The 18584-nt window shown below is 68.2% G+C and carries 21 protein-coding genes; 6 read left to right on the forward strand and 15 right to left on the reverse strand.

Annotated features, from left to right (window positions below; translation table 11 throughout):
• Positions 1–2: 2 nt before the first annotated feature.
• From QGN17_RS18055 to rimP, 10 genes are all read right to left on the reverse strand, one after another.
• Positions 3–581, reverse strand: coding sequence for a thymidine kinase (locus QGN17_RS18055; protein ID WP_281045990.1), 579 nt, complete (start codon positions 579–581; stop codon positions 3–5).
• 41 nt (positions 582–622) lie between these two features.
• Entirely contained in the window at positions 623–1138 is a 516-nt protein-coding gene (locus QGN17_RS18060; RefSeq protein ID WP_281045991.1) for a retropepsin-like aspartic protease family protein, read from the reverse strand.
• Positions 1139–1204: 66 nt separating this feature from the next.
• A complete protein-coding gene (locus tag QGN17_RS18065; protein WP_281045992.1) occupies positions 1205–1714 on the reverse strand; it encodes a DUF2239 family protein in 510 nt (169 codons plus the stop codon).
• 150 nt (positions 1715–1864) lie between these two features.
• The gene (gene rbfA, locus QGN17_RS18070; protein WP_281045993.1) at positions 1865–2260 is read right to left on the reverse strand and encodes a 30S ribosome-binding factor RbfA; all 396 of its coding nucleotides are present in this window, start codon (positions 2258–2260) and stop codon (positions 1865–1867) included.
• Positions 2261–2265: 5 nt separating this feature from the next.
• On the reverse strand, positions 2266–2469 hold the full coding sequence (locus QGN17_RS18075) for a hypothetical protein (RefSeq protein WP_281045994.1): 204 nt from the start codon (positions 2467–2469) through the stop codon (positions 2266–2268).
• A 24-nt stretch (positions 2470–2493) separates the two neighbouring features.
• Positions 2494–5082 (reverse strand): translation initiation factor IF-2, encoded by a 2589-nt coding sequence (gene infB / locus QGN17_RS18080; RefSeq protein ID WP_281045995.1) that lies wholly within the window; start codon positions 5080–5082, stop codon positions 2494–2496.
• 15 nt (positions 5083–5097) lie between these two features.
• The gene (locus tag QGN17_RS18085; RefSeq protein WP_281045996.1) at positions 5098–5949 is read right to left on the reverse strand and encodes a DUF448 domain-containing protein; all 852 of its coding nucleotides are present in this window, start codon (positions 5947–5949) and stop codon (positions 5098–5100) included.
• On the reverse strand, positions 5936–6166 hold the full coding sequence (locus QGN17_RS18090) for a tautomerase family protein (RefSeq protein ID WP_281045997.1): 231 nt from the start codon (positions 6164–6166) through the stop codon (positions 5936–5938). The genes QGN17_RS18085 and QGN17_RS18090 overlap by 14 nt, the downstream gene beginning before the upstream one ends.
• 1 nt (position 6167) lies before the next feature.
• Positions 6168–7820 (reverse strand): transcription termination factor NusA, encoded by a 1653-nt coding sequence (gene nusA, locus QGN17_RS18095; RefSeq protein WP_281045998.1) that lies wholly within the window; start codon positions 7818–7820, stop codon positions 6168–6170.
• Between the two features lie 3 nt (positions 7821–7823).
• Positions 7824–8354, reverse strand: coding sequence for a ribosome maturation protein RimP (gene rimP / locus QGN17_RS18100; protein WP_281045999.1), 531 nt, complete (start codon positions 8352–8354; stop codon positions 7824–7826).
• Positions 8355–8513: 159 nt separating this feature from the next.
• Here rimP and QGN17_RS18105 point away from each other — a divergent pair, with 159 nt between their 5' ends.
• Positions 8514–9719, forward strand: a complete 1206-nt coding sequence (locus QGN17_RS18105; RefSeq protein WP_281046000.1) for a PQQ-dependent sugar dehydrogenase — start codon at positions 8514–8516, stop codon at positions 9717–9719.
• 27 nt (positions 9720–9746) lie between these two features.
• Here the strand turns inward: QGN17_RS18105 and QGN17_RS18110 are convergent, their stop codons facing one another.
• Positions 9747–11051 (reverse strand): chloride channel protein, encoded by a 1305-nt coding sequence (locus QGN17_RS18110; protein ID WP_281046001.1) that lies wholly within the window; start codon positions 11049–11051, stop codon positions 9747–9749.
• Positions 11048–11758, reverse strand: a complete 711-nt coding sequence (gene trmB, locus QGN17_RS18115; RefSeq protein WP_281046002.1) for a tRNA (guanine(46)-N(7))-methyltransferase TrmB — start codon at positions 11756–11758, stop codon at positions 11048–11050. The genes QGN17_RS18110 and trmB overlap by 4 nt, the downstream gene beginning before the upstream one ends.
• Positions 11759–11847: 89 nt before the next feature.
• Here trmB and QGN17_RS18120 point away from each other — a divergent pair, with 89 nt between their 5' ends.
• The 3 genes from QGN17_RS18120 (at position 11848) to QGN17_RS18130 (ending at position 13858) form a co-directional block, all read left to right on the forward strand.
• Complete coding sequence (locus tag QGN17_RS18120) at positions 11848–12126, forward strand: hypothetical protein (protein ID WP_281046003.1); 279 nt, start codon at positions 11848–11850, stop codon at positions 12124–12126.
• A gap of 199 nt (positions 12127–12325) precedes the next feature.
• Positions 12326–12874: a hypothetical protein gene (locus QGN17_RS18125; RefSeq protein WP_281046004.1), complete on the forward strand. Its 549-nt coding sequence runs from the start codon at positions 12326–12328 to the stop codon at positions 12872–12874.
• Between the two features lie 132 nt (positions 12875–13006).
• A complete protein-coding gene (locus tag QGN17_RS18130) occupies positions 13007–13858 on the forward strand; it encodes a class I mannose-6-phosphate isomerase (RefSeq protein ID WP_281046005.1) in 852 nt (283 codons plus the stop codon).
• 4 nt (positions 13859–13862) lie between these two features.
• On the opposite strand, the gene QGN17_RS18135 is transcribed toward QGN17_RS18130, so the two are convergent.
• Positions 13863–14591, reverse strand: a complete 729-nt coding sequence (locus tag QGN17_RS18135; protein ID WP_281046006.1) for a Crp/Fnr family transcriptional regulator — start codon at positions 14589–14591, stop codon at positions 13863–13865.
• A gap of 159 nt (positions 14592–14750) precedes the next feature.
• On the opposite strand from QGN17_RS18135, the gene murA reads away from it, so the two are divergent.
• Positions 14751–16034, forward strand: a complete 1284-nt coding sequence (murA, locus tag QGN17_RS18140) for a UDP-N-acetylglucosamine 1-carboxyvinyltransferase (protein ID WP_281046007.1) — start codon at positions 14751–14753, stop codon at positions 16032–16034.
• A gap of 72 nt (positions 16035–16106) precedes the next feature.
• Entirely contained in the window at positions 16107–16469 is a 363-nt protein-coding gene (locus tag QGN17_RS18145; protein WP_281046008.1) for an STAS/SEC14 domain-containing protein, read from the forward strand.
• A gap of 6 nt (positions 16470–16475) precedes the next feature.
• On the opposite strand, the gene QGN17_RS18150 is transcribed toward QGN17_RS18145, so the two are convergent.
• A complete protein-coding gene (locus QGN17_RS18150) occupies positions 16476–17240 on the reverse strand; it encodes a hypothetical protein (protein WP_281046009.1) in 765 nt (254 codons plus the stop codon).
• A 63-nt stretch (positions 17241–17303) separates the two neighbouring features.
• Entirely contained in the window at positions 17304–18515 is a 1212-nt protein-coding gene (locus tag QGN17_RS18155; protein ID WP_281046055.1) for a DUF445 domain-containing protein, read from the reverse strand.
• Between the last annotated feature and the right edge of the window lie 69 nt (positions 18516–18584).

Consider the following 18584-nt stretch of genomic DNA (forward strand, 5'->3'; position numbering starts at 1 on the left):
GCCTAGCCCCGGATGCGTTCCATATAATGCCGCCGGCACAATGCGACGTAGCGGTCGTTGCCGCCGATACCGATCTGGGCGCCGCTGGTGACGGCGTTTCCGCGCTCGTCGATGCGCAGGTTCATCGTCGCCTTGGCGCCGCAATTGCAGACCGTCTTGATCTCCGTAAGCACGTCCGCCAGCGCCAGCAGCGCCGCCGAACCCTCGAACAGTTCGGCGCGGAAATCGGTGCGGAGACCATAGCAGAGCACCGGCACGCCCATCTCGTCGGCGACGCGGGCGAGTTGGAGCACCTGCGGCCGCGTGAGGAACTGCGCCTCGTCGATCAGCACGCAGCCGATCGCGCCGCCCTGCCGCGCGTCGGACACCTCGGCGTGGAGATCGGTGTCCGGATCGAAGGCCATGGCCTGCGCCTCCAGCCCGATCCGCGAATCGATCACGCCATGGCCGCCGCGATCGTGGACGCTCGCGGTGAACAGCAGGGTCCGCATCCCGCGCTCGGCATAGTTGAAGGCGGATTGCAGCAGCTGGGTCGATTTGCCGGCGTTCATCGCCGCATAATAGAAATAGAGCTTGGCCATCGCCGCCCGATCCCATGCGGGCGGGCGGGGCGCAAGCCGGCTCAGCTCTTGATGAGCGTCATCCGGTCGCCGGCGATCGACACGGTGTCGATCCGACCGAGGAAGGACTGGCCGAGCAGCGCGATGTCGCTCGGCGTGTCGAGCACGGTCGCCTGCACGTTCATCAGCTGGATCTCGCCGATGCGCAGGCGGGGCAGGGTGACGGTGGCGGCGGTGATGATGCCGGATGCGGTCTGCATCTGGCGGTCGTAGTTGAGGTGATCGACATCGACGCCGACGAAGCGCGCCTGCGCCTTGCTGAGCGCGACGGTTGTGGCTCCGGTATCGACGAGGAAGTTGAGCGATTTGCCCGCGACATCGCCGTCGGTGAAGAAGTGCCCCTGCCAGCCGCGATCGATCACGACGGTGCCGCCGCTGGCGTGGGGCGTCCGCCAGTCGTCGGTGGCGGCAGCGGTGGTCGCGGGCGCCGGCTGGGCCGGAGCGTGACGCGACAGCCCGCTGCCGACCGCGAGGCCGAAGATCATCGCCGAACCCAGGATCATCACCGCGCCGCGCATGTCCGCCCTCGCCCACAAGCAGCGGCACCATAAGAGGTGGGACTTAATGGAGCGTATCGGCTGCGATCAGCCCCAGGCCAGCCCGATGCCATAATCGCGGATCGCGCGCGGCCAGGCGGCGGCCAGCGTTTCGAAGCGCGGACGGTCGTCCGCGTAGAGCGCGCGGATCGCCTCCTCGTAACCGGGCCGATCGCCGGCCATGGCGGTGAGGAAGCGGTAGGCGGCATTGCGACGGCCCGCGCCGTCGCCCTCCGCCTTGCGCGCGGCATCGACCAGCTTGCGGAGGGCCGCCGATGCGCCGCCGGGCTGCTCGTTCAGCCAGTCCCAGTGGCGGGGCAGCAGTGTCACCTCGCGCGCGACGACGCCGAGGGCAGGGCGGCCACGCCCGCGCGGCGCCTCCGGCTCGGGCGTCTCGCGCGGGTCGAAATCGATCTGGCGGCCGTCCTCGTCGTCGAACACCAGCAGATCGTCGGCGCGCGGCATTTCCGGCATGGCGGCGAGCGCTGCGACGATCTCGGCGCAGCTGCCGCTCGCCACCCACATCTCCTGCGCGAAGGCGGTATAGGTCTTCATCATCGTCTCCCTGTTGCGGAAGGCGATTTATGCCCGGATCAAATTCGAGTCAATATAACCCGGATAAATATCGTCATCGCGAGACGCGAAGCGGCGTGGCGATCCATAGGCGCCGCATTGGATTGCTTCGCTACGCTCGCAATGATGAGGAGGTTATTCGCTCTCGGAAATATCCCGCGCCACGTCGGGGCGGCGGAGCAGCTTGTCGATGTGGCTGCCTTCGTCGAAGCTCTCGTCGGCGAGGAACTTCAGCTTCGCGGCGAACTTCAGGTTCACGCGCTTGGCGACCTCGCGCTGGAGATAGGCGGTGTTGGTGCGCAGCGCCTTGATCACCGCCTCCTCGTCCGCGCCGAGCAGCGACTTGATGAAGACGGTGGCGTGCTTGAGGTCCGGCGACATGCGCACCTCGGTCACCGAGACGGTGTGGGTGGCGAGCACGTCGTCATGCACATCCCCGCGCGCGAGGATCTCGGAGAGGATGTGGCGCACCTGCTCGCCTACGCGCAGCAGGCGGACGGAACGGCCTTCGGAGGTTTCGTTGTGACGCATTTTTCTCAGACTATGCGGTTATCGTTTGCCCACCAGACCATGTAGGCGATCAGCCCCAGCAGGCCAGCACCGGATAGCATCGCCACGGCATCAACAGCTGCCCAGACATACCGCCGCGCGATCGCATCGCGACACGCCCCACGCCCGCCGGCAATAGCGACAAGTACGGCAACGGAGGCGAGAAGTACGACAAACAGTCTGTCGTTCAAGATCTCGCCTCCACTTGGCCGATCTTAGAGCGTGCGCTCGCGCATCTCGACCTCGAACGTCTCGAGATAGTCGCCCGCCTTGATGTCGGTATGGCCCTCGAAGGTCACGCCGCACTCGAGGCCCGCGCGCACTTCCGGCACGTCGTCCTTGAAGCGGCGGAGCGACGCGATCGAGCCGTTGTAGATGATGACATCCTCGCGGGTGATGCGCGCGCGCAGCGCCTTGCGGATGAAGCCCTCGACGACCAGCAGGCCCGCCGCGCGGCCGTGCTTGCCCGCCGAGAAGACCTCGCGGATCTCGGCGCGGCCGACGACATGCTCGATCGATTCCGGCCCGAGCTGCCCGGCCATCGCGGCACGGATCTCGTCGAGCAGATCGTAGATCACGTCGTAATACTTCAATGCCACCTGATCGCGGGTCGCGATCTCGCGCGCCTTGGCGTTGGCGCGGACGTTGAAGCCGATGATCGGCGCCTTGGAGGCGGCCGCCAGCGTCACGTCGCTCTCGGTGATGCCGCCGACGCCCGAGTGCAGGATGCGCACCTGGATGTCGTCGTTGCCGATCTTGTTGAGCGAGCCGACGATGGCTTCCACCGAACCCTGCGTGTCGGCCTTCACCACCACCGGGAACTGCTGCGCCTGCTTCTCGCGGAACTGCGAGAACATCGATTCAAGGTTGGCGGGCGCCTGGGTGGTGCGCTTGCGCTGGATCACGCCGGCGCGATACTCCGCGACCTCGCGGGCGCGCGCCTCGTTCTCAACCACGGTCAGCGTGTCGCCGGCGCCGGGCACGCCCGACAGGCCCAGCACCTCGACCGGCACGGACGGGCCGGCGGTCTTCACCTGCTTGCCCTTGTCGTCGATCAGCGCGCGGACCTTGCCGCTCTCGGCGCCGACGACGAAGATGTCGCCGACCTTGAGCGTGCCCTTGCGGACGAGGATCGTCGCGACCGGGCCGCGGCCCTTGTCGAGCTGCGCCTCGACCACGGTGCCCTCGGCCTCGCGATCGGGATTGGCCTTCAGCTCAAGGATTTCGGCCTGGAGCAGGATCTTGTCGATCAGCTCGTCGAGGCCGGTGCGCTTGAGCGCCGAAACCTCGACGTCCTGTACCTCGCCGCCCATGGCTTCGACCTGGACGTCGTACTGCAGCAGCGCCTCGCGGACCTTCTGGGCGTTGCCGCCCGGCTTGTCGACCTTGTTGATCGCCACGATCATCGGCACGCCGGCCGCCTTGGTGTGGTTGATCGCCTCGATCGTCTGCGGGCGGATGCCGTCGTCGGCCGCCACCACGATGATGACGATGTCGGTGACGTTGGCACCGCGCGCGCGCATCTCGGAGAAGGCCTCGTGGCCCGGCGTATCGAGGAAGGTCACCTTGTCGCCCGAAGGCACGGTGACCTGATAGGCGCCGATATGCTGGGTGATGCCGCCGGCCTCGCCCGCGGCCACGTCGGTGCCGCGCAGGGCATCGAGCAGCGAGGTCTTGCCGTGATCGACGTGGCCCATGATGGTGACCACGGGCGCGCGCGGCAGCAGCGTGCCCTCCGGCTCGTCCTCGGTCGAGGCGACGATGTCGATGTCGCTCTCGCTGACGCGCTTGAAGTTGTGGCCGAACTCGGTGATCAGCAGCTCGGCGGTATCCTGGTCGATCGTCTGGTTGACGGTGACCGGCATGCCCATCTTGAACAGGGCCTTCACCAGATCGGCGCCACGCTCGGCCATGCGGTTGGCCAGCTCGGCGACGGTGATCGTCTCCGGCAGCACGACCTCACGGACCTGCTTGGCCTGCGGGCCGCCCGACTGGTGGTGGCGCTTGTCCTTTTCGCGCGCACGCTTCAGCGCGGCGAGGCTGCGGGCACGGGCGCCGCCCTCGTCGTCGAGCGCGCGGGTGACGGTGAGCTTGCCCGACTGGCGGCGATCGTCGCCACCGGGGCGACCGGCGGGCGTGCGGGCCGGGCGGGCCGGCGGCTCGGGCCGGGCGACCGGCGTGAAGCGACGCGGCGGCGGTGCACCGGCGCCCGTACGGGCCTCCGGCTGCGCCTCTTCGGCGGCAGGCGCTGGCGTTGCAGGCGCGGCGGCCGCTTCCTCGGCGGCCTTGCGGGCTTCCTCGGCGGCGCGCTTGGCGTCTTCCTCGGCCTGCTTGGCGCGATCTTCCTCGGCGCGCTTATTCTCTTCGGCGCGGCGCTTTTCCTCCTCGGAGGCTTCGGCCTTCAGGCGCTCTTCGCGGCGGCGCGTCTCTTCGAGCGCGGCCATGCGCGCTTCCTCGGCCTCGCGCTGGAAGCGCTCGAGCTGCTCGCGGCGCTCCAGCGGCGTCATCGGGCGCTGCGGCGCCTCGGCCTGCGGACGCGGGGCAGGGGCGGGCGCGGCCGGGCGCGGAGCCGGGGCGGCAGGGGCCGCCGGCGCGGGTGCTGGAGCCTGCGCGGCCTGCACCTCGGGCTCGGGCGTCGGCGCGGGATCGCCGGGCCGGCGGAGCACGCGGGCCTTCTTGGTCTCCACGATCACGGTGTTGGAGCGGCCGTGGCTGAAGCTCTGCTTCACCTTGCCCGTCTCCACCGTGCGCTTCAGGCCCAGCGGCGCGCGCATACCCAGCTTCGGCTTTTCAGAATCGCTCATCGACTACCCAAATCCTCAAACATCGTCGCCGGCGGCCGGGCCGTCGGCGTTTTTCAAACCCGTAAGAGCCGAAAGGCCCCGCGAAGAGTCGCGAGGCTCGGCCCCACTTTTCCGTCCGATAAATCCGCGCCAGCGAGACAAATCGTGCTCGACGCGGAGGGCGGCAGCCCGGTCTGTCAGCGCGACATGTACCACATTTTCGCGGCCGAGCGCCATGGACAATATGGTGCGGGGCAGCGGCAATACCAGACCCCGGAGGTCCGTTCCTTCCGCATCCGACCCGACGCGCAGCGCCTGATCGAGCTTGCGGTTGCCGTCCTCGCCCGCATCGGCCGCGTGGAGCAGCAGATGGACGCGGCCCTTGCGCGCCGCCTCCCCGATCCGATCCGACCCCACCGAGACGGTGCCGGCGCGGGATTCGAGGCCGAGCCGATCGAGGAACGCGCGTTCAAGCGCGGTCTCGATCATCTGGCCGAGATCGTCGGGGATGGTCAGCGGCTTGCCCTTGAACGCGCGGGCGAGCGCGCCCTTGAGCTTGCCCTTCTTCTGCGCCGCGTCGAGCGTCTCGCGATCCACGCCCAGCCATGCGCCCCGGCCCGGCGCCTTGGCGCGGATGTCGGGCAGGACGAGGCCGTCCGGCGAGATGGCGAGGCGGATCAGGTTGTCCTTGGCGTCGTGCGCGCCGGACAGGATGCACTTGCGCTCGGGAGTGTGCGCGTCGCCCTTTGCACGTCCTTCGACAAGCTCAGGACGAACGGAGGAAGAGGGTGCGACGCCCCCGTCACCGTTCGCACTGAGCGAAGTCGAAGTGCGTGCCCCAAGCGGGGCGTCAGCCTGTGGGCCGTTCAGATGCTCATCGTTTTCCATCCGCAGTCGCGACCTCCTGCGGTTGGACGGGCGGCCGGTCGGCGATCAGGATGCCGCCGGCGCCGTAATTTTCGGTATTCACTTCCTCGATCACGATCTGGACGGCGGCCGGGTTCTTGCCCAGCCGCGCGACCAGCGAGGCCGTCACGTCCGCGACGATGCCCGCTTTCTGCTCCCTGGTTGCGGAGCCCGCCATCCTGATCGAGACGAACGGCATCTTACGCGTCGTCCTCCGGCGCGAGCATCTCGTCCTCGACGGCGACCGCGCTCTCCTGCGCGGGCGTCTCGTCGGCGAACCAGCCGGCGGCGGTGCGGGCGGCCATGATGATCTCGTTGCCCTGATCCTCGGACAGGCCGTACTCGGCGAGCACGCCGCCCTTGTCCTCGACGCGCTGCGGCTTGGCCGGCGCACCCTCAGCGCGGCGACGCGGCTCGGCGCGCTTCTTCTGGACGAGTTCGTCGGTGGCGAGATCGCCCACGTCGTCGAGCGTCTTGACGCCCGCCTTGCCGAGCGTGACCAGCATCGCCTCGGTCATGTACGGCAGTTCGAGCAGCGCATCCTCGACGCCGAGGTTGGTGCGCTCCTCGCGGGCCGCGGCCTCGCGGCGTTCCAGCGCTTCCTGCGCGCGGCTCTGCAGCTCGGCGGCGAGATCCTCGTCGAAGCCCTCGATCGCGCTGATCTCGCCAGCGTCGACATAGGCGACCTCCTCAAGGCTGCCGAAGCCCTCGGCGACGAGCAGCTGCGACAGCGTCTCGTCGACGTCCAGCTCGCCCTCGAACATGTTGGAGCGCTCGACGAATTCCTTCTGGCGCTTCTCGGAGGCATCGGCCTCGGTCAGGATGTCGATCGCCTTGCCGGTGAGCTGCGAGGCCAAGCGGACGTTCTGGCCGCGGCGGCCGATCGCGAGGCTGAGCTGGTCGTCGGGCACCACCACCTCGATCCGCTCGTCATCCTCGTCGATCACGACGCGGGCGACGTTGGCGGGCTGCAGCGCGTTGACCACGAAGGTGGCGACGTCGGGCGACCAGGGGATGATGTCGATCTTCTCGCCCTGCATCTCCTGCACGACGGCCTGCACGCGGCTGCCCTTCATGCCGACGCACGCGCCGACCGGATCGATCGAGCTGTCGCGCGAGATCACGCCGATCTTGGCGCGCGAACCCGGATCGCGGGCGGCGGCCATGATGGTGATCACGCCGTCGTAGATTTCGGGGACTTCCTGCGCGAACAGCTTCTTCATGAAGTCGGGGTGCGCGCGGCTGAGGAAGATCTGCGGGCCGCGCACTTCGCGGGCGACCTTGAGGATCAGCGAACGGATGCGATCGCCGACGCGCACCACTTCACGCGGGATCTGCTGGTCGCGGCGGATGACGCCCTCGGCGCGGCCCAGGTCGACGACGACATGGCCGAACTCGACGCGCTTCACCACGCCGGTGATGATCTCGCCGACGCGATCCTTGAACTCGCCATACTGGCGCTCGCGCTCGGCATCGCGGACCTTCTGGAAGATGATCTGCTTGCTGGCCTGCGCCTGGATGCGGCCGAACTCGATGGGGGGCAGCGGATCGACGATATAGTCGCCGATCGCGGCGTCCTTCTGCAGCTTCTGCGCGTCGGCCGGCGAGATCTGGGTGAAATAGTTGTCGACCGCCTCGACCACCTCGACCACGCGCCACAGGCGCAGGTCGCCGGTGCGCGGATCGATCTTGGCGCGGATGTCGTTCTCGGCACCGTAGCGGGTCTTGGCGGCGCGCTGGATGGCGTCCTCCATCGCCTCGATCACGATCTCGCGATCGATGAGCTTCTCCTTCGCCACCGAATCGGCGATGGCGAGCAGCTCTGCCTTGTTGGCGGACATGACGGTGGCCACGGTTCAGGCTTCCTTTTCGATGATGCGGTCCGCACCCTCTGTCGAGAGCGGTGCGGTGGCCTTGATGAGCGCGTCGGTCAAGAGCAGCTTGGCGGACGCGATGGAGGTGAAGGGGAAGGCGAAAGGCTCGCCCGACTTGAGCAGGGTGACGGTGATCGTCTCGCCCTCGACACCGGCGAGTCGGCCGTCGAGCTGCTTGCGACCGGCAATCTCTTCGGCAAGGCGGATGCGACCGTCGAAGCCCGCCCAGTCGATGAAGTCCTGAAGGCGGGTCAGCGGCCGGTCGATGCCCGGCGACGAGACCTCAAGCCGGTAGGCCTCCTCGATCGGGTCGGCGACGTCCAGCACTTCGGAGATGCGGCGCGAAAGCGCCTCGCAATCGGTGATGTCGAGCTGTCGGGTGTCGGGCCGCTCGGCCATCACCTGCAGCGTCGGATCGGACTTGCCGCCGAACATCGCCACGCGCACGAGGTCCAGCCCGAGCGCCTTGGCTTCGGGTTCGATCAGGCGGGTAAGCTCGGCGATGTCAGCCATACGACTCCGGAAATAAGATAAACCGCCTCGTAGCCGGCCCCGGTGGGACCAGCCTCGGCAGAGTTTCCAATGTCGAGAAGGCACCGGCTGTATAATCGGGTTGACGCCGCTCGGCAAGCGTGGCCGTAAGAGGCGTGGGGGTTTTGGTTGAGGTGACCGATGCGCCCGCTGATTTTCCTCGCTCTCGCCACTACGCTTGCGATGCCGGCCGCCGCCGAACAGAATTTCGGCAACGCCAGGCCGAATCCGGTCCAGCCCTTCACCGCGACCGCCGTCGCGACGTTCGATACGCCCTGGGCGATCGCCTTCCTGCCCGACGGGCACATGCTGGTCACCGAGAAACCGGGCAAGATGTATCTGGTGAGCCAGACGGGATCGAAGCAGCTGATCAACGGTGTGCCGAAGGTGCATTATGAAGGGCAGGAGGGCCTGCTCGACGTCGCCGTCTCGCCGCACTTCGCCACGGACCGCATGGTCTACATCACCTATGCGGAGCAGGGCGCGGACGGTTCGGGCCTCGCGCTGGCGCGGGCCAGGCTGATCGGCACGTCGCTGGCCGGCCTGCAGGTCATCTGGCGGCAGATCCCCTACGGCAAGGGCGGTCAGGACGGGGGCATCGTCACCTTCGATCCGACCGGCAAATATCTGTTCCTGACGGTGGGCGAGCGGATGCGCTTCACGCCCGCGCAGGATCCCAGCCAGGCGACCGGCAAGATCCTGCGCCTGACGCTCGACGGCAAGCCCGCGCCGGGCAATCCGTGGGCGGGCAAGACGGGGGCGGCGAGCGTCGTCGTGACCGATCCGCCCAAGGATGCCGAGGCGGCCAGGACCGCCAAGGGTCGCACCGTGAAGTGGCCGGGCACCAACCTGACGCCGGCCGAGACGTGGACGCTCGGCCACCGCAATCCCTATGGCCTCGCCTTCGACGCGAAGGGGCGGCTCTGGGAGATCGAGATGGGGCCGAAGGGCGGCGACGAACTCAACCTGATCAAGCCGGGCAGGAATTACGGCTGGCCGGTCGTTTCCAACGGCATCAACTATGACGGCGTGCCGATCCCGAAGCACGACACGCATCCGGAGTTCGAAAAGCCGGTGGTCTACTGGACGCCGGTGATCGCGCCCGCCGGCCTCGCTTTCTACGACGGCAAATTGTGGCCGCAGTGGAAGGGATCTGCCTTCATCGGCGGGCTGGTCAGCCAGGCGCTCGTCCGCATCGCCTTCGATGGCCCCAACGGCGCCCGCGAGGCCGAGCGCTGGGACATGGGCCACCGCATCCGCGATGTGGCCGAGGGGCCGGACGGCGCGCTCTGGGTGATCGAGGACGAGGATGAAGGGCGCCTGCTCAAGCTGACGCCCAGGAAGTGAGGCGCGGCGCCCGGTGCGCCGCCTCGCCTAGTGCGCCGTCTCTTCCTTCGCCATGAAGGCGTGGCTGAGGCCGTGATACAGCCGCTCCTCGCAGACGAAGCCGGCCACCCAGTCGGCGATGATCGCGGTGGCGAGCAATGGCAGCAGCAGGCCGTGGCTGGCGGTCGCTTCCGAGAGGATGACCACCGCCGTCAGCGGCGCGCGGACGACGCCGGTGAAATAGCCGACCATGCCGAGCAACACGACCGGGCCGGCGGCGATCGCCGGGAAGAACCAGCGCAGCAGGTCGCCCAGACCGGCGCCGGTGGCGAGGCTCGGCGCGAAGATGCCGCCGGGAAGGCCAGAGACCGCCGTCGCCAGCGTCGTGATGAACTTGGCAGGGCCGAACCAGCCCGGCGCGTCGGCCCCGGCGATCATCAGCCGCGCCGGCTCGTAGCTGGTGCCCCAGGTGAGGCCGGTCAGGCAGCCGATTTCGGCGACGATCAACCCGGCGACGGCGGCGGAGATGATCGGCCGCTTGCGGATCGCGACCAGCCAAGGCCGCTGTGACAAGCTGAACCCCAGCATCGCGCGCGAGAAGAGGCCGCCGACGAGGCCGCCGATGACGCCCGCGACCGGGATCACCAGGATCGACTGGCCGAGCGGCAGCGTCGTGCCCATCGCGCCGAAATAGACATAGTCGCCATTGAGACCGAGGCTGACCATGCCCGAGATCAGGACGGCGGTCATGACCAGCAGGGTCATCCGCTGTTCGTAGGCGGCGGCGAGTTCCTCGATCGCGAAGGTGACACCGGCGAGCGGCGTATTGAACGCCGCGGCGACGCCGGCGGCGCCGCCCGCCACCATCACCGAGGCGCGGATCGGCACGCGGAAGATGCGGTGGGCATAGCCCATGATCGTCGCGGAAATCTGCACCGTCGGTCCCTCGCGACCGACCGAGGCACCGGCGAGCAGCGCGCCGATGGTCACGAAGAATTTGAACACCGCCGTCTTTGCCGAAGCGAGCGAGCGCATCGCCCCATCGGGATCGAAGCGCGCCGCCATGATCTGCGGGATGCCCGATCCGCGCGAATCCGGCGCGACCCGGCGCGTCAGCCAGACCAGTCCGGCGAAGGTGGCGGGGGTCACGATCAGCGGCGCCCACCAGGCGAGGTGGACGAGATGCAGGAACTGATCGCTCGCCCAGTCCGCCGCTTTGGCGAAGACCAGCGCGACGAGGCCGAGCGCGACCGCGCCGGACAGGATCGCGGCCCGCTTGCGCCAGACCGGCGCGGTCGGCCCATGGCGGCGCGCAAGGATCAGCGCGCGGTCGATGCGGCCGTGCCGCTTCATGCCGCCACCGGCAGCGACGCGGGGACGTCGGTACGCAGATACCGAAAATACCAGACCTCATGGCCCTTGGCGCGCGCCTTGGCCTCGTAGCGGGTTTCCGGCCAATCATCGGGGCGAACGAGGAAATCCTGCGGTCCCTCGACCTGCCAGTCGAACTGGGGAAGCCCGGCCATCACCATCATCGCCCAGCGGACATAGACGGGGTGATCGGTGCCGAAGCGGAACTCGCCGCCCGGCTTCATCTTCTGCGCGAGCAGGCCGATCGGGCCGGGGTTCATGAACCGGCGCTTGGCGTGGCGCGCCTTGGGCCAGGGATCGGGGTGGAGCAGCCAGGCACGATCCAGCGATTCGTCGGGCAGCCGCTCGAGCACCTCCAGCGCGTCGCCGAGGTGGAGGCGGACATTGGTAAGGTTCCGGTCGCGCACCTGCATCAGCGCGCCGACCATGCCGTCGAGGAACGGCTCGCAGCCGATGAAGCCCATGTCTGGCGCGTTGGCGGCCTGCCAGCCCATATGCTCGCCCTTGCCGAAGCCGATTTCGATGGCGAGCGGCATGTCGCGACCGAACAGCGTCCGCGCATCCACCGGTCCCTGATCGGGTACAGAAAGACCCGGCAACGTCTCCTCGACGAGCGCCGCCTGCTGGGCGCGCAGCGGATGGCCCTGGCGGCGGCCGTAGAGGCGGCGGATCGTCAACGGATCGTGCATAGCGCGCGCTCTAGCGGGCGAATGCGAGTCTTGCACCCCCGGAACGCGCCTTTTCTCGACTCGTTGATGCGGCTGGAGGAGAGACAATCATGGACGCCAAGCAAGACCCGCGCGTCGAGAAGGCGCTCGATCATTTCGCAGTCGCCCCGCCCAAGGTGCGCGAAGCGCACGATGCGGAGCATCACGAGAAACTCGTCGACGATCCAAGTCATGAGGACAGCAAGCTCGATGTCGGACTCGACGAGAGCTTCCCGACCTCCGATCCGGCTTCCGCGACGCAGCCGGGCCATGCCGATCCGGCGCCATCGTCCGGCTATGACGAGGCAGCGGAGAAGGCGCTGGAACGTGACAAGGCGGATCGCGGCTGACGCTGGGCGGTAGACTCTGGTCGTAGTCACCTGGACGCAACACTCGCGCCATATCGCATCTTATCAACAGCTTTGCGGTGTATGGATGTTGCGCCGCACAACATTCCATGATTCTATCTTTACCGGGACCGTGGTTGGTTAAGCCTCGCGTAACCAGACGAGGCGTACTCTCCACGGGGTAAACGGTGGGGTAAGACGCATGGGTACGCAATCACGACCGGCAGATGGCGCGATGGCGCTGGCAGAGATGAAGGAGTTCGCCTCCTTCCCCGCCGCGACGCAGCGCTATATCCGACGCTCTCTCGATGTCGGCCTCGAACGGCAGGACGCGCTCGGCCGCTGGTCGCGCGATGTGGTGGAGGCGGCGAGCATCCGCGCTCAGACCCGCGTCTACGGCCGCCTCGACGGCCTGCGCGCGATCGTGCCGGACGATAGCGGCCTCGATGCGATCGAGCCGTTCATGGCGCCGCTGGTGACGATGTCGGCCTTCGATCTCGGCCAGGATCGCCTGTGCAGCTTCGGCGCCTATCGTTTCCTCTACGAGCGCCTGCTCGGCGCCTCGGTGCGGCCGTGGCTGCCCGGCGCCTTCTGCGCGGCGGCGGCGCTGCCGCACCTCCATCCCGATCGGCGGCGCGCCTTGCTCCAGTCGATCAGCGAAGCGGCGGCGACGGCGGCGGGCTGGTCGGCCCGCGAGCCGAGCTTCTATCCGGAATGGGTGGAGAAGGTGGACACCCGCCTGGCCAACTGAGGGTCCGGCTCCGGGTCGCGGATCGGCCCGGAGTATTTTCGATTTCAATTTTTCTTATTATTCGGGCATGGCGAAGGCCGAAACGGAACGGGCGCAAGAGCGTTCGCTCCAAGCCATCACCGGAGATGCCCGATGCCTGCCATCCGCCTCGAAACCAAGCGCGTCGAGAAGCCGTGGGGTCGTCACGATCTCTGGCCGGGCTTCGATGATGTGCCGGAAGGCGGCACGCCGATCGGCGAGATCTGGTTCCAGGCGCCCAAGGGCGTCGGCGAGGACGATCCCGAGCTGCTGATCAAATATCTGTTCACCGCCGACAAGCTCTCGGTGCAGGTCCACCCCGACGATGCTTACGCGCGCGCCCACGGACATGAGCGCGGCAAGAGCGAGGCGTGGCAGATCCTGTCGGCCGAGCCGCACGCCACCATCGCGATCGGCACGCTGAAGCCGATGACCAAGGAGGAGCTGCGCGCGGACGCCGAGAGCGGCAAGATCGAGGACGAGCTCGACTGGAAAGCGGTGAAGGCGGACCAGTTCTGGTATTCGCCCGCCGGCACCGTCCACGCGATCGGGCCGGGCCTGGTGCTGATCGAGGTCCAGCAGAATGTCGATCTTACGTATCGCCTCTACGATTATGGCAGCGATCGCGAACTGCATCTCGACGATGGCGTCGCCTGCGCGGACCCGGTGCCTTACGTCGCGCCGTTCACGCCCTACGATCTGGGTGAGGGCCGTCGCATCCTGTCGGGCGAGGACGCCTTCGTGACCGAGCGGTGGACCGCTGCGCGCGCCGGCACGCTCAAGGCGACGCACGATCGGCCCGTGTGGCTGGTGCCGCTGAAGGGCGACGGCGTGGTGGACGGGCAACCGATCGGGCCGGGCGGCGTATGGCTGGCCGACAGCGACGTCGCGTTGGAATTGAAGGACGGCGCCGGCCTGCTGCTCGCCTATCCGGGCGGCGCGGTGAACGAGGGGCTGATCGCCTAGGGGGTCAGCTTCCCAGCCAGCTGGCATCGATCGTCGCGAAGCGGTCGATATGGTTGGCGGTGGCCGCCAGCCGCGCCTCGTCGAGGATCCGCACCCGGCCGTTGGAGCGTGCAATCACGCCTTCCTCGACGAGCTGGCGCATCATCCGGTTGACGTGGACGGCGGTGAGGCCGGTCGCGTCGCCGATCTCCTCCTGGGTCAGCGGCAGCGGGATGCCGTCCGCCACCGCCTCGCCACCGGCGCGAAGCCTGCGCATCACGTCGCAGATCAGCGCCGCGACGCGTGCGCGCGCCGACGTGCGGCCGACCGAGGCGAGCCGGTCCGCCAGCGCCACGCGCTCGGCCTGCGCCAGCGTATAGAGCAGCAGCCCGAGCCGGGGATGGTCACTGAACAGCCGGCGCAGCGCCGCCTTGTCGATCACGCCGACCGCCGCATCGGTCGCGGCGACCAGCGTGAAGGGTGCCGCGTTCCACGCCATGCCGGTGTCGCCGGCAAATTCGCAGGGCAGATGGACGGAGAGGATCTGGCGGTTGCCGTCGGGCAGCAGCATCGAGGAATAGAGCCAGCCGCGCCGCACCACGAACAGTTCGCGCGCGGGCGCCTGCTCCGCCCGCAGCACATGGCCACGGGACACCAGCCTCTCGCTTTCCTCCAACGCCCCGAGCGCGCGGCGCTCGGCATCACCAAGGCGGAGATACCGGCCGAGCCGATCCGCCAGACAGCTTTGAACCACCGCTCCTCCGCTCGTCCCCGTTACAGTTCCGTTCCGTAACCGGATCGCGGCCGTTGCGCGCTAACAACGATCAAGATTTGAAGGACTTGTCGGGATCGCGCGACGAGCGGCTGGAGGCGTGCCTTGTGCGCCACTGTGAATCCTCTAGGAAGCGCTGTCATGGACAGAATTGTTATCCGCGGCGGTGCCAAGCTTTCGGGCCGTCTTCCCATCTCCGGTGCGAAGAATGCGGCGCTGACGCTGCTGCCCTGCGCGCTGTTGACCGAGGAAACGCTGACGCTCGGCAACCTGCCGCGCCTCGCCGACGTGGATGGCTTCGGCCACCTGCTGAACGGCATGGGGGTCTCCACCGCGATCGCGGGCGGCAGCCCGGACGAGTTCGGCCGCACCATGACGCTGGATGCGCGCCGCATCACGTCCACGACCGCGCCCTACGATTTCGTGCGCAAGATGCGCGCCTCGATCCTGGTGCTCGGCCCGCTGATCGCGCGGATGGGCGAGGCGACCGTCTCGCTGCCCGGCGGCTGCGCGATCGGCAATCGCCCGATCGATCTCCACCTCAAGGCGCTGGAGGCGCTTGGCGCCAAGCTGGAGATCACCGCCGGCTACGTGAAGGCGATCGCGCCCGACGGCGGGCTGAAGGGGGGGCATATCGCCTTCCCGATCGTGTCTGTGGGCGCCACCGAGAATGCGCTGATGGCCGCCTCGCTCGCCAGCGGCGAGACAATCATCGACAATGCCGCGCGCGAACCCGAGATCGTCGACCTCTGCCGCTGCCTCGTCGCGATGGGCGCGGAGATCGAGGGGATCGGCACCGAGCGGCTGATCGTCCACGGCAAGCCGAGCCTGCACGGCACCACGTATCGCGTGATGCCGGACCGGATCGAGGCGGGCAGCTATGCCTGCGCGGCGGGCATCACCGGTGGCGAGTTGGAGCTGGTCGGCGCCCATGCCGACGAAATGGGCGCGATCCTTTCCGGCCTGCGTGAGACCGGCCTGCACGTCGAGCCGACCGCCGATGGCGTGAAGGTCGCGGCGAACGGCAAGCTCAAGGCGCTGACCATCTCGACCGCCCCCTATCCGGCCTTCCCGACCGACATGCAGGCGCAGTTCATGGCGATGCTGACGCGTGCCGACGGCGCCTCGGTGCTGACGGAGACGATCTTCGAGAACCGCTACATGCACGTGCCGGAACTGGCGCGGATGGGCGCGGACATCCAGGTCCATGGCCGTACCGCGGTGGTGAAGGGTGTCGACAAACTTGTCGGAGCCGAGGTGATGGCGACCGATCTGCGCGCCTCGATGAGCCTGGTGCTCGCCGGCCTCGCCGCCGAGGGTGAGACGCGCGTCCACCGCGTCTACCATCTCGATCGCGGTTATGAGCGGCTGGAAGAGAAGCTGAGCGCGGTCGGCGCCGACATCGAGCGCGAAGCCGACAGCTAAACTGTTGCGTTTCTGCGCTTTCCTTAGCGCTTCGGTAATCTCGCCCGTTCATCAGGGCGGGGGAGATTATCGATGTATACCTTTCAGTTCGACGCGGCATGTGAGTTGCTGGACATACGCTGGCAGGGGCCGTTCACCCCGCTGGCGGTGGCCGATTACGCCCGCAAGCTGAAGAGCCGCTTCATCGCCGAGGGGTTCAGGCCGGGCTACCTGCTGCGCATGGATATGACCGACAGCTTCGTGCAGCCGCGCGAGGTACTCGGCGCCTTCTACGAGAGTTTCTACGATTTCCCCAAGGCGCGGCGCATCGCGATCGTCACTCCGAGTGCGGTCGCGCGGATGCAGGTCCGCCGGATCATGACCCAGCCTTATCTGCGGATCTTCGAGACAGCCGGGCCGGCACTCGACTGGCTGCTGGAACCGGAGCTGGTCTGACCGGCCTTATTGGTCCTTGATATAGAAATCATAGTGGATGCGCACCCAGGCGCCCACCATCGGCCGGCCGTTCACGCGCGGCGGCATCACCCGGAACTGCCAGGCGGCGTTGACCATCGATCGCGCGAAGCCCGATCCCGGCGTGTCGCCGATCTCCTTGCAATCCTCGACCCGATAGTTGGCGACAGTGCGGCAGGCGATCTCGCCCCAGCCGGGCATGCGCAGGCCGTTCTTGGGCAGATAGAAATCCATCTCCTGCTGGGTCGGCGGGTGGGGATACCATTCGGCATTATACAGGCGGTCGCCCGGCCCGCCGCCGCCCGATCCGTTGTCGTCGCCCGCGCCGGAGCCATCGGCCTGCTGGCCACCCGCTGCCGCCTTCTCGGCGGCGCGATTCGGCTTGGTCGAGATGTCGGACTGGACGAAGTCGTCGTGGCTCATCGGGATGACGTTCCACGGGATCGGCGGCGGCGGCACCACCGGCGGCGGCGTCTTCGGCGTCGGCCTGGTCTCGGTCGGCTGCACGGTCTTGTGCGCGGGCGCCGCCTGCACCGCCTTCTGGGCAGCATGGCTCGGCTTGTCGCCCTGCACGTCGATCGTGGTCAGCGAACCGGGCGGCTTGCCCGGCAGCGTATCGGGCAGCAGGCCGAGGCGCAGCAGCATCCAGATCAGCGCCGCCACCAGCGCCAATGCGATCGCGAAGCTCGACGCGCGGCTGCCGAGCGTCGGGCGGTTCACATAGGAGGAGGGGGCAGCATACGCCGGGCGCATCGACCGCCCATCTATAGGCCTGCGTGTCGCACCGCAACGCGATGACAGACAATTAATGCAGGCTCACAGCCAGACGTCGAGGATGTGGATGAGCAGGCCGACCGATCCGCCCACCAGCGTGCCGTTGACGCGGATATACTGAAGGTCGCGCCCCACCGCCTGCTCCAGCCGGCCGGTGACGGTCTTGGCGTCCCAGCCGCGCACGGTGTCGGAGACGAGGCGGACGATGTCGGCGCCATAGCCGACCACGATGCCCACCACGGCGCGCCGGGCGAAGCGGTTGACCGTGGCGGCGAGCGCGGCATCGGCCTGGAGCGTCGCGCCCAGCTGGCGGATCGCTTCACCGAAGCGGCCGGCGGCCATCGCATCGGGATCGCGCGCCATCCTGAGCATACCGGCGCGCGCCGATTCCCATACGCCCTGCCACCATTGGGCCAGTGCCGGGTTGTCGATCATGTCGGATTTGAAGGCCTGCACGCGCGCCTGCATCTCGGGCGAATGGCGCAGATCGTCGGCGAGGGTGGCGAGCTTCTCCTCCACCTTGGCGCGCAGCGGATGGTCGGGGTCTTCGCCGGCCTCCTCGATGAGCTTGTAGACGCCATCGAGGATCTTGTTGGCCAGCGTCTCGTCCAGGCCGGTCCAGCGCATCACCGATCCGGCCTTGGCGGAGATCATGGCGCGGATCAGATCCTCGTTGGCGACCAGCGCACGGCCGATCCATTCGATCGCATTGTCGAGAATCGGCACATGGCGATTTTCGGCGATGGCGGCGGCGAGCGCGTTGCCGAGCAGCGGCGAGAGGTCCAGCTCGCGCAGCCGCTGCGCGAGGCCGGCGCGCACCATGCCGCCCAGCCGCTCCTGATCGAGCGATTCGAGCAGGTCCGCGAACAGGCGCGAGGCGCCGCCGCGCAGGCGCCCGACCGTGCCCTCAGTGGGATGCTCCAGCCAGTGACCGGCGGTACGCGCGACATCGAGCCGGCGCATCCAGCGGGCCAGCGGGCCGACCTTGCTCAGGAAATTGTCGAGCAGGAAGCGGGCCAGCGTATCGCCGATCCGATCCTTGTTCCTCGGGATGATCGCCGTGTGGGGGATGGGCAGGCCGAGCGGATGGCGGAACAGGGCGGTCACCGCGAACCAGTCCGCCAGGCCGCCGACCATCGCGGCCTCCGCGAAGGCGCGGATATAGCCTGCGGCCGGATGGGCCGGCTCCAGATAGCGTGCGACGATATAGACCGCCGCCATCACGACCAGCAGCCCGGTCGCGACCAGCCGCATCGTCCTCAGGCCGTTATTGTCCGTCGCCACCGGGCGGGCATTGCGCAGAAGGGAACCGCTCATGCCCCC

The sequence above is a fragment of the Sphingomonas oryzagri genome, assembly GCF_029906645.1.
GTDB lineage: Bacteria > Pseudomonadota > Alphaproteobacteria > Sphingomonadales > Sphingomonadaceae > Solisphingomonas > Solisphingomonas oryzagri.